Here is a 10,814-nt window from a genome sequence, read left to right on the forward strand (position 1 = left end):
AGCTGACGCTGCGGATGGGGCTGCCGCTGGGGATCGACCCGCGGCTGGCCGGTCCGGAGTACGCGCCGTCGAACGCGGGGCAGCGGGGCGACGACAGCGGAGTCTCCGGAGATTCGACCCGCTGCTGCAGGGCGTCCACCAGCGGCTGCGGTCGCTCCACCTGGGTGGCCACGTCCATGGTGGCCGTCCCGAGACCGTCCGCGTGACGGACGCACAGATCGGTGATCAGCTCGTCGAGCGTGCCGAGCAGCGGCGGATGGGCTGCGGCCCGGGCGAGCACCGTGAGTGCCCGGACCGACATCCGGCCGGGCTCCGCCTCGGCGAGCAGACCGTCGACGAACTCGGGATCGGAGAGGACGTGCCGACCCACGAAGCGCTCGGCGAGCCGGTCGGGCTGCAGGACCTCCCAGGGGTCCTCGGCGGCCACCGGGTAGACCGCCCCGACCCATTCGCGGACCTGCCTGATCTCGTGCGCCCGGAGGTCGGCGAGGACGGGCGAGCGCCGCAGCAGCGCCTCCCGGTCCCGTCCGCCCAGTGGGGCCCCGCCGAGCAGCGCGACCGTGGCCAGTGCGTCGGCCGGTGCGCTCCCCCCGCCGAGTCCGTCCGGAAGCGGGCGCTCGCGTTCGACCTGGGCCCAGTAGAGCCTCTCGTGCTCGAGGATGCGGTCCTCGGCGTCCCCCTCGGTGTCGTGCCGCGCCGGATCCCCGTCCGCAACGCCTTCGTCCAGCAGGTCGGCCAGGGCCGTCATGTGCAGGGTCAGGACGTTGCCCGAGGCCAGCTTGCGTGGTGCGGGCGCGGGAAGCCGGTCGGCCCGGGCCTTCCAGGTCCTGTCCTCCGGCGTGCCCTCCGGGTCGGAGAGGCGACCTGCGAAGGCGGTCACCGCGTGCCGGTACAGGAGGGCGCGTGTCGCCTCGTCGGCGGCGAGCGCGGGGAGTTCGTCGACGGGTGCCGGGCGCAGGGGCGCACCGTCGCGTGCCCACTTCGCGTTCTCCCACCAGCCGCCGGCGGTGCGGGCCAGCAGGAGCACCTTGATCGGGACGTTGCCGCGGTGGAGCCCACCCGTCTTCAGCAGGCCGGACAGTTGGTCGAGCCGTGCCTCGGCGTAGTCGAGCACGACCAGTACGGGGTTCGTGCTGTCCTGCAGTCCTGCCAGGTCCTCCGGCGAGGCGGTCGCGTCCGGCCACAGCACCGTCCACCGGGAGTCGTCCGTCCGGAGTGCTTCCGCGAGGCGGGCGGCGAGCCTCGTCTTGCCCTGGCCTCCGGGGCCGTGCAGCAGTCGGACGCCGAAGCCGGCCGGCGTGCACCACTGCTTGAGCCGTTCGAGGATCTCCTCGCGACCGTGGAAGCCGACCACTTCCCGGCCCGCGTGCAGCAGGGCGGCGGGCGGCAGCGACCCGTCCGAAGGTGCGGGGAGGTCGGCACGGCGCAGTCGGTCGAACTCCGCCTGGCCGAGGGTGCGGGAGTCGGCCCCGTGGGCCTCCAGGGCCTTCAGGAAGGTCTCGTCGGCATGCAGCACGTGGGCCGGGACGACCTCCAGCACGGTGTGGCCGAACCTCACCAGGTCCGCCTTCACGACACCGATCAGCAGTCCGTTGCACACCACCGCGGCGCCGGAGAGCCCCGCCCAGGGCACTCCGGTGCCGGCCCACTGTGCCATGGCGTGGTCGGAGAGGGCGAGGAGGTGGCGTCCGCCCACGTAGCCGCTGCCCGGGTTGATCGTTCCCCTGAGCTGCATGGCTTCGGTGAAACGCTCGGTGCGGTCGGCGCTGCCGCCGTCCTGGATCACCCAGGGGACGCCCCAGGTCTCGGCCTCCTGGCCGGGTCGCATGGTGGCCAGTCGGCCCCAGGGTTCGGCCGTGCCCTCCGGTCCCTGCCACACGGCGGGCTCCACCCGTACCAGGGCCGCATCGGTGTCACCACCCGGATCGCCGCGCCACACCACGGTCGACCGGTACCGGGGTCGTCGGCCCGGTTGCAGGACCCGTGCCGTCGTCCCGACCTCGCCGACGACGTGCGCCGAGGTGAGGACCAGGCGCGGTCCGATCAGGTACCCCGTGCCCCTGTTGTCCTCGCCGAGCACCTCGACCAGCCGCTCGCGGTCCACCGCTCCCCCTTGAGTGTTCGTCACCGCCCGGTGAATCGGCGCGCCTGGGCCGTCCGCAGGGCTCAGGCGGACTCCGGCGGGCCGGGCCGGGCGGTCGAGGCGTGGTGGCTCCCGGGCCCGCCGTGGGCGGCGTCAGTCGACGTCGTCCTCGTGAGGGCCGTTGTACGCGACGTGGTCCCCGATGTTCACCTTGGCCGAGTCGGTGCCTCGCGGGGTCAGCGTGAACGCCACCCGGTGGGTACGGCCACGGGACACTCCCGCCTCGGTCTCGGCGGAGACGACCCAGGCCTTGAACTTGCCGCCCGCCTTCGCCTCGGCGCGCAGTTCGATCTCGAACTCCATCTCGATCGGGCCGACCTCGAAGGAGAGCGGCTGGTCCGCTCCCCTGGCGGCCGCCTCCAGGAGTTCCTTGCGCACGGCGTCCACGGCGTCGGCCAGACCGATCTCCATACCCCACCCCCACAGCTGTGCGGGCGCACCCCACGCCCGTTCGACTGGCCGTCAGGCTAGCGGCCGGACGGCCGGCGCCGTCGGCACTTGGCGAAGGTGGCGGGGGATGTGATAGCCCCTCAGGCGGTCGTGATCTCGTCGACGGCGGGGCGGGCGCGGTCGGCGTCGGCGGGGACGAGGCCGATGCGGGTGCGGCGGTGCAGGACGTCCTCGGTGTCGAGGGCGCCTTCGTGGGTGAGGGCGTAGGCGATCTCGGCGCGGGTGACGTCGAGGCCTTCGGCCACCGGCTCCAGGGGCCGGGGGACCGCGGCGGCGGCGACGTCGGCGGCGAGGCCGCCGTGGCGGGCGACGAGGGAGGCGGGCAGACCGGCGGTGGGCCGGCTGTCGCTGCGGCCGGGGGCGCCGACCAGGGGCAGACGGCGGGTGAGGCAGGGCCCGGCGGAGAGTCCGCGGAGGCGGACGGCGGTGTCGACGGCGTCCTCGGCCATCTGCCGGTAGGTGGTCAGCTTGCCGCCGACGACGGTGATGACACCGTTCGGGGAGTCGAGCACGGCGTGCTTGCGCGAGAGGTCGGCGGTGGCGCCGCCGCCGGTGTCGATGAGGGGGCGCAGGCCGGCGAAGGCGCCGCGGACGTCCTCGCGGGTGAGGGCGGTCTGCAGCGCGGTGTTCACGGTGTCGAGCAGGAAGGCGATCTCGGTTCCGGTCGGCTGCGGCTCGTCCGGGATCGGTCCGGGGGCGTCCTCGTCGGTGAGGCCGACGGCGACCCGGCCGAGTTGCTGCGGCAGGGCGAAGACGAAGCGGCTGGTGGAGCCGGGCACCGGCACGGTGAGGGCGGCCCGCGGGTGGCCGAGGGCGGCGGCGTCCAGCACCAGGTGGGTGCCGCGGCTGGGCCGCAGCCGGACGGCGTCGTCGACCTCGCCCGCCCAGACGCCGGCGGCGTTGACGACGGCGCGGGCGGTCACGGTGAGGGTCTCGCCGGTGAGCGTGTCGGTGAGCCGGGCGGAGGTGCCGGTGACCCGGTCGGCGCGGACCCGGGTGAGCACGGTCGCCCCGTGGTGCGCGGCCGTCCGGGCGACGGCGACCACCAGCCGTGCGTCGTCGACGAGTTGGCCGTCGTGGGCGACGAGCGCACCGGACAGCCCGGCGGTGCGGACGGCGGGGACCAGCCGGACGGTCTCCTCGGCGCCGATCCTGCGGACCCGGGGCAGCACGGCGGCGGGCGTGCCGGCCACGGCCCGCAGTGCGTCGCCGGCCAGGAAGCCGGCCCGGACGAGCGCGGCCTGCCCGCGGCCGACGGAGGGCAGCAGCGGGACGAGCTGCGGCAGGGCGCGCACCAGGTGCGGGGCGGTGCGGGTCATCAGGATGCCGCGCTCGACGGCGCTCTCGCGGGCGACCCCGATCCGGCCGGAGGCGAGATAGCGCAGGCCGCCGTGGACGAGCTTGGAGCTCCAGCGGCTGGTGCCGAAGGCGAGGTCGCGGGATTCGACCAGCACGGTGCGCAGCCCGCGGGCGGCCGCGTCGAGGGCGGTGCCGACGCCGGTGATGCCGCCGCCGACGACCAGCAGGTCGATGTCCGGGGTGTCGCCGAGGGCGGCGAGTTCGGCCGTCCGGCGGCGGGCGTTGAGGGCGCTGGTTCCGGCGAATCCGGCTGCGGAGGCGGCAGCGGCAGAGGTCACGGCGCGGGGTATCCGTTCGGGTCGGCGGCAGGCGGCGGCGGGCGGGGCGGCGTCAGGTGGCGGCGGTCAGGGTGCGAGGTAGCCGTTCAGGGCGCGGGCCAGTTCGCGGCGCCAGGCCTGCTCGGGCAGCAGCTGCGCGACCATGCGGTGCGACTGGACGGTGGACTGGGCGATGAGCAGCACCATGGCGGCCATCTCGGTGGGTTCGCCGGCGCGGATGGAGCCGTGCCGCTGGCCCTGGAGGACGGCGGCGCCGATGGCGTCGAGCAGGCCGCGCTGGCTGGTGCCGAGCCGTTCGACGACGTACTCGGTGATCGTGTCGGAGTGCAGCAGGGCGCCGATCACGGGGTGGTCGCGCAGCCGGACGGCGACCTCGACGACGGCGTCGACGAAGGCCTCGCGGTCCTCGCCGGTGAGGACGACCTGCTCCTGGGTGCGGCGGATCTCGCGGGTGAGCAGGGCGCCGATGACCGCGCGGACGTCCGGCCAGCGGCGGTAGACGGTCGGTCGGCTGACCCCGGCGCGGCGGGCGATCTCCGCCAGTTGGGTGCGCTGGACGCCGAGGTGGACGACCAGGTGGGCGGCGGCGTCGAGGATCGCGTCGTCGGTGCTCGTCGCCGGTGCGGCGGGGCCCGTCGGCCCGGTCTCGTTACTGCTTGACATAATGCGTAATACTGTAACGCATGGCATCTGAGACGCAAGCAGGTCAGGACGGCGCCGCCGCGCTGCCCCTCCCCCCGATGAAGTGGGACGCCTGGGGCGACCCGGCCCTCGCCAAGCCGCTCCCCGAGGACGTCAAGGGCCTGCTGGCCGCCGCCCTCGGCGTCTCGGCGGACGCCGCGGCCGCGCCGCTCGCCGCCGAGGACGTCCGGCTGCGGCCCTCCGCCCTCGCCGCCGAGGACGTCACCGCCCTCGCGGCCGTGGTCGGCGCCGCGCACCTCAGCACGGCCGACGCGGACCGGCTGCCCCGGGCCGGCGGCAAGTCCACCCCGGACCTGCTGCGCCGCCGCAGCCGCGAGCCGCAGGACGCGCCGGACGCGGTGCTGCTGCCCGGCAGCGAGGAGGAGATCGCCGCCGTCCTCGCGGTCTGCGCCGAGCGCCGGATCGCCGTGGTGCCCTTCGGCGGCGGCACCAGCGTGGTCGGCGGCCTCGACCCCGTCCGCGGTTCCTTCGGCGCCGTCGTCTCGCTCGACCTGCGCCGCCTGGACGCCCTGCACGCGCTCGACGAGGTCTCCGGCGAGGCGGTGCTCGGCGCCGGCCTCACCGGCCCGCGCGCCGAGGAGCTGCTCGCCGAGCGCGGCTGGGAGCTCGGCCACTACCCGCAGAGCTTCCGCTACGCGACCGTCGGCGGCTTCGCCGCCACCCGCTCCTCCGGCCAGGACTCGGCCGGCCACGGCCGCTTCGACGAGATGGTCCGCGGTCTGCGCGTGGTCACCCCGGCCGGGGTGCTGGACCTGGGCCGTGCCCCCGCCTCGGCCGCCGGCCCGGACCTGCGCGAGCTGTTCCTCGGCTCCGAGGGCGTCTTCGGCGTCATCACCCGGGTACGGGTGCGGATCCACCCGCTGCCCGCCGCCAAGGTCCACGAGGCCTGGAGCTTCCCCGACTTCGCCACCGGCGCCGCCGCACTGCGCGCCGTCGAGCAGCAGGGCACCGGCCCGACGGTGATCCGGCTGTCGGACGAGGCCGAGACCGCCGTCAACCTGGCGATGACCGAGAAGATCGGCGGTACCCAGGTCACCGGCGGCTGCCTGGCCGTCACCGTCTTCGAGGGCACCAAGGAGCAGGCCGAGGCCCGCCACGAGCGGACCCGGGCCGTCATGCTCGCCGCCGGCGGCACCTCGCTGGGCGCCGAGCCGGCCGTCGGCTGGGAGCACGGCCGGTTCTCCGCCCCGTACCTGCGCGACGCGCTGCTGGACAGCGGCGCGCTCTGCGAGACCCTGGAGACCGCCACCGACTGGGCGAACCTGGACCGGCTCCGGACGGCCGTCACGGCCGCGCTGCAGGCCGGGCTCGGCGCCAACGGCCTGGTGCTCTGCCACATCTCGCACGTCTACCCGACGGGCGCCTCGCTCTACTTCACCGTGGTCGGCGCCCAGCAGGGCGACCCGATCGCCCAGTGGGACGCGGCCAAGCGAGCCGCCTGCGACGCCATCATGGCGAACGGCGGCACCATCACCCACCACCACGCGGTCGGCGCCGACCACCGCCCGTGGATGGAGCAGGAGATCGGCCCGCTCGGCGTGAAGATCCTCCGTGCCGTCAAGGACGCCGTCGACCCGGTCGGCATCCTCAACCCCGGCAAGCTGATCCCTTGACATCCTCCCCGTCCCGGAGGACGAGGATTCCTCCCGCGCCTGCAGCACGGACACCCGTGGTCCGCAGGTCGCCGAGGAGGGTTCCCCGTTCGCCGGGCCGCGCCCGGCGTGGGATCGCCACGCCGGGACTGACCGGCCCTCCAGGGGCGTTTAGCCTGTCCGCCTGCCCGGCGGCCAGGATGTTCCGAGCAGCATTGAGGTCGCGATCGTGCAGCACACCACACGCACCACAGACCCACTCCCTCACGTGCAGGGGCTTGGGACCGCCGCGGTGTCCGCACTCCGAGCAGAGCTGGGAGGACGGGAACGCACGGTGCACGACGCCGACGGTGCGCCCGTGGCGCGCGGCTTTCTCTTCGAGCAGGCGCCGGAAGGTGGCCCATCCGGCGTCGTGGACGGACTTGGCCAGGAGACCCCGCGCGAGGCCGCGCACGTTCAGATCTTCCAGGTACACGACTTGGTTCTCGCCGATCAACCTGGTGGTCTGCTTGTGCATCCAGTCCATGCGGGTGTCGGCCACCTTGGCGTGCGCCCTGGCGACCTTTCTGCGCGCCTTGGCCCGGTTCCTGCTGCCCTTGGCCTTGCGGGACAGTTCCCGCTGTGCGGCCCTGAGCTTCTTCTCCGCCTTGCGAAGAAACCGCGGGTTGTCGATCACCTCACCGGTGGACATGACGGCGTAGCTGGTCAGCCCGAGGTCGACACCGATCTCGTCGCCGACCTCGGGCAGGCCTTCGGGTTCCACGTCCACCACGAAGGAGGCGTGGTAACGCCCTGCTGCATCGAGCACGATCGTCACGGACGACGGGTTCGCCGGGAGTTCGCGGGACCACTTGACGCGCACGTCGCCGATCTTCGCCAGGTTCAGCTTCCCGTTGCCCCGGATACGGAACCCGTTGCGGGTGAATCGCAGCGACTGCCGATTGTCCTTCCGGCTCTTGAACCGGGGCAGCCCGACCGGCCGACCGACGCGCTTACCGGACACGGAGTTGAAGAAGTTCCGGTACGCGGTGTCCAGGTCCCGCAGGGACTGGATCAAGGGGTCCACTCCGACCGAGGCGAGCCACGCCCGCTCCGGCGTCTTCTTCGCCAAGGTAATCACCGACTTCTGCAAGTCGGTGCTCCTGGGGTACGGCCGACCGGCCTTCCTGGCTTCCTTCCGCGCCGCGAGAGCGTCGTTGTACACCACCCTTGCACACCCGAACGTACGTGCCAGCGCAGCGCACTGACCCGCCGTCGGATAGACGCGATAGGAGTACCGAAGGTGCACGAGACCAACCTACCGATGGCCACTGACAACGACTCACGCCCCAACCTCCGAAGATCACTCTGCCGCTTCACGACTCCGGACCGAGGACCGTCTCCCGCCCTCCGGGCGGGGGGACCACCATCTACCCCGGCTGAAGGCCCGGGCTTCCCGGGAGGACAAAGGTGACCGCCGCCGCGGCCGGCCGGCCGCCGCGCAGCGTCATGGTGCTCACCAACCCCGCCGCGGGCGGCGGGCACGCCGAGAAGGCCGCCCGCCGGGCCACCGCCCGGCTGCGGGAGCACGGCATCGAGGTGCTGAACACGGCGGGCGCCGACCCCGAGGACGCGATCCGGCTCGCCCGGGAGGCGGTCGGCCGCGGTGTGGACGCCCTGGTCACCGCCGGTGGCGACGGCATGATCAGCCTCGCGCTGCAGGCCCTGGCCGGCACCGGCACCCCGCTGGGCATCGTCCCGGCCGGCACCGGCAACGACCACGCCCGCGCATACGGGCTGCCGCTCGGCGACCCGGAGGCGGCCGCCGACGTGATCGCCGCGGGCCGCACCGCCACCGTCGACCTGGGCCGGGCCACCACCGCGGACGGCACCGGGCGCTGGTTCGGCTCGGTGCTCGCCACCGGCTTCGACTCGCTGGTCAGCGACCGCACCAACCGGCTGCGGTGGCCGCGCGGCCGGATGCGCTACAACCTGGCGATCCTGGTCGAGTTCGCCAACCTGCGGCCGCTGCCGTTCCGCCTGGTGCTGGCGGACGGCACGGTCATCGAGCGCGACCTCGTGCTCGCCGCGGTGGGCAACACCAGCAGCTACGGCGGCGGCATGCGGATGTGCCCGCAGGCCGACCCGGCCGACGGGCTGTTCGACCTGACGGTCGTCCGGGCGATGCCGCGGCTGAAGGTGGCCCGGTTCTTCCCGACCGTCTTCAAGGGCACCCACGTGCAGCACCAGGAGGTCGAGATCCACCGGACCTCCTCGCTGCGCATCGAGTCCCCCGGCATCACCGCCTACGCCGACGGCGAGTACATCGGCCCGCTGCCGGTGCAGGTCGAGGTGGTGCCGGGTGCGCTGCGCCTGCTGGTGCCGGCAGGCGCGCGGGGTGCGGACACCGGGTGACCGCACCCCTCCGCCGCACCGGCGGCCCGTCCGACGGGCTGTCGGTGCGGCGGGGCAGACTGGGGGCATGACGCCCGAAGCCCTCAAGACGGCCTGCCTGGCACTGAACGGCGCCGAGGAGACCTTCCCGTTCAACGCCGAGACCTCGGTGTTCAAGGTCGGCGGGAAGATGTTCGCCCTCAGCGCGCTGGAGGGCTCGCCGTTGTCGGTGAGCCTCAAGTGCGATCCCGACCTGGCCGTCCGGCTGCGGGCCGAGCACCCGGCGATCACCGGCGGCTGGCACCTCAACAAGCGCCACTGGAACACCGTGCTGCTGGACGGCTCGCTGCCCGCCCGGCTGGTCCTGGACATGATCGAGGACTCGTACGACCTGGTGGTCGCCTCGCTGCCCCGCGCCCAGCAGCTCCGCCTCGACTGGCCCGGCGTCAGGTCCCGCGGCACCGACGGCGGCTGACGCCCGCTACGGCCAGAACTTGTGGCCCCTCACCCGGACGGAGGGCCGGCCCTCGCCGGTGGTCCTGCGCAGCTTGTTGATCCCGGTGTAGGCACGGCCCACCTTGAAGGCGGTCAGGCCGCCGACGAACGAGACGGCCGTCGCCAGGACGAGCAGGCCGATGGTGCCGACGGTCGAGTCGGCCTGGGACTCGTCCACCGTCTGCCCGCCGTAGTGCACCAGCATCGGCACCCAGAGCAGCAGCAGGGCGAGCAGCACCACGCCGGCCACCAGGTTGGCGAGCCGCTTCGCCCGGGCCTTGGCCAGGCTCTCCACCCGGACGGTGAAGTCCGTCCGGCAGGTCGGGCAGCGGAAGAGGGTCGTGGCGGCGCCCTCGCGCGGACGGAGGTACTCCGGCGAGGACAGCTGGCTGACCTTCCACCGGGTGGTGACCACGGTACCGGCCGACTTCACCTCGGCCAGGCAGGCGAAGGACAGCGTGTACCGCTCCCCCAGGTGCACGGGCATGCGCTCGGATCCCCCTCTGCCGCCGCGGGGCCGGCCGGCCGCGCGCCGCTCGGTGCTCGGACCTCCATCGTCGGGCACGGCAGCGGGCACCGTGCGGGAAATCGGCGAATTCCTCGAACAACTATCCGGCGCGGTAAGGAAGTTCGACCTCGGCCCAGACCACCTTGCCCTCCTTGGTGGGGCGGGTGCCCCAGCGGTGGGCGAGTTCGCTGACCAGGTGCATCCCGCGGCCGCCCTCGTCCTCCTCGGCCGAGGAGCGCAGCCGCGGCGACTGGCCGCCGGCGTCGGAGACCTCGACGGTCAGCGTGCGGTCGTCGCGGTAGAGCCGCAGCCGGCGCGGCGCATCGGCGTGCAGCAGGGCGTTGGTGACGAGTTCACTGACCATCAGTTCCGCGAAGTCCGAGTGCCCGGCCAGGCCCCAGGCCTGCAGGGTGGCCCGGGTGAAGCGGCGGGCCTGCGCGGGCAGCGGGCCCTCGCCCGGGAGGTCGAGGGTGGCGATCCGCTCGGCGGGGACGGGCAGCGCGCGGGCGAGGATCATCGCGATGTCGTCGTCGGTGCCCTCGGCGACCAGCGCGGCGAGCACCGCGTCGGCGCTCTCCTCCAGGGTCCGCGGGCGGCCGGCGAGGGTGCGGGCGAGCAGGGCGATGCCCTCGTCGATGTCCTGGCCCCGGCGTTCGATCAGTCCGTCGGTGTAGAGGGCGACGGTCGCACCGACCGGCAGGGTGAACTCGACGCTCTCGAAACCGGCGCCGCCGATGCCGAGCGGGACGCCGGGCGGCAGGTCGACCGTGCTGGCGGTGCCGTCCGGGGCGATCCGGACGGGCGGCAGGTGCCCGGCCGAGGCGACCGTGCAGGTGCGGTCCACGGGGTCGTAGACCAGGCAGATGCAGGTGGCGAACTGGCCCTCGCCGATGGCGTTGGCGGTCTCGTCGAGG

Annotated in this window: 10 protein-coding genes; 3 read left to right on the forward strand and 7 right to left on the reverse strand. The window is 74.0% G+C overall.

The window, feature by feature from the left end; all coding sequences use genetic code 11:
* The 4 genes from ABZ641_RS15985 to ABZ641_RS16000 all read right to left on the reverse strand — a co-directional run.
* Positions 1-2,128: trypsin-like peptidase domain-containing protein (locus tag ABZ641_RS15985; protein ID WP_359982334.1), on the reverse strand; the 2,128-nt coding region annotated here is incomplete at its 3' end.
* Between the two features lie 108 nt (positions 2,129-2,236).
* Positions 2,237-2,554 (reverse strand): trypco2 family protein, encoded by a 318-nt coding sequence (locus ABZ641_RS15990; RefSeq protein WP_359982336.1) that lies wholly within the window; start codon positions 2,552-2,554, stop codon positions 2,237-2,239.
* 119 nt (positions 2,555-2,673) lie between these two features.
* On the reverse strand, positions 2,674-4,230 hold the full coding sequence (locus ABZ641_RS15995; protein ID WP_359982338.1) for a glycerol-3-phosphate dehydrogenase/oxidase: 1,557 nt from the start codon (positions 4,228-4,230) through the stop codon (positions 2,674-2,676).
* Positions 4,231-4,296: 66 nt separating this feature from the next.
* The gene (locus tag ABZ641_RS16000; RefSeq protein ID WP_344625851.1) at positions 4,297-4,893 is read right to left on the reverse strand and encodes a TetR/AcrR family transcriptional regulator; all 597 of its coding nucleotides are present in this window, start codon (positions 4,891-4,893) and stop codon (positions 4,297-4,299) included.
* A gap of 77 nt (positions 4,894-4,970) precedes the next feature.
* On the opposite strand from ABZ641_RS16000, the gene ABZ641_RS16005 reads away from it, so the two are divergent.
* Complete coding sequence (locus ABZ641_RS16005; protein WP_359982348.1) at positions 4,971-6,545, forward strand: FAD-binding oxidoreductase; 1,575 nt, start codon at positions 4,971-4,973, stop codon at positions 6,543-6,545.
* On the opposite strand, the gene ABZ641_RS16010 is transcribed toward ABZ641_RS16005, so the two are convergent.
* A complete protein-coding gene (locus tag ABZ641_RS16010) occupies positions 6,520-7,812 on the reverse strand; it encodes an RNA-guided endonuclease TnpB family protein (RefSeq protein WP_359982341.1) in 1,293 nt (430 codons plus the stop codon). The genes ABZ641_RS16005 and ABZ641_RS16010 overlap by 26 nt on opposite strands.
* 200 nt (positions 7,813-8,012) lie before the next feature.
* Between ABZ641_RS16010 and ABZ641_RS16015 the strand changes: the two genes are divergently transcribed.
* Together ABZ641_RS16015 and ABZ641_RS16020 are read left to right on the forward strand one after the other, a co-directional pair.
* Positions 8,013-8,918, forward strand: a complete 906-nt coding sequence (locus ABZ641_RS16015; RefSeq protein WP_359982351.1) for a diacylglycerol kinase — start codon at positions 8,013-8,015, stop codon at positions 8,916-8,918.
* A 67-nt stretch (positions 8,919-8,985) separates the two neighbouring features.
* Positions 8,986-9,372, forward strand: coding sequence for an MmcQ/YjbR family DNA-binding protein (locus ABZ641_RS16020; RefSeq protein ID WP_344625853.1), 387 nt, complete (start codon positions 8,986-8,988; stop codon positions 9,370-9,372).
* Between the two features lie 6 nt (positions 9,373-9,378).
* On the opposite strand, the gene ABZ641_RS16025 is transcribed toward ABZ641_RS16020, so the two are convergent.
* Complete coding sequence (locus ABZ641_RS16025; RefSeq protein ID WP_359982343.1) at positions 9,379-9,879, reverse strand: hypothetical protein; 501 nt, start codon at positions 9,877-9,879, stop codon at positions 9,379-9,381.
* Positions 9,880-10,000: 121 nt separating this feature from the next.
* A partial coding sequence (locus ABZ641_RS16030; protein WP_359982345.1) for an ATP-binding SpoIIE family protein phosphatase occupies positions 10,001-10,814 on the reverse strand: 814 nt, incomplete at its 5' end.

Source organism: Kitasatospora sp. NPDC007106 (assembly GCF_040634455.1).
GTDB lineage: Bacteria > Actinomycetota > Actinomycetes > Streptomycetales > Streptomycetaceae > Kitasatospora > Kitasatospora arboriphila.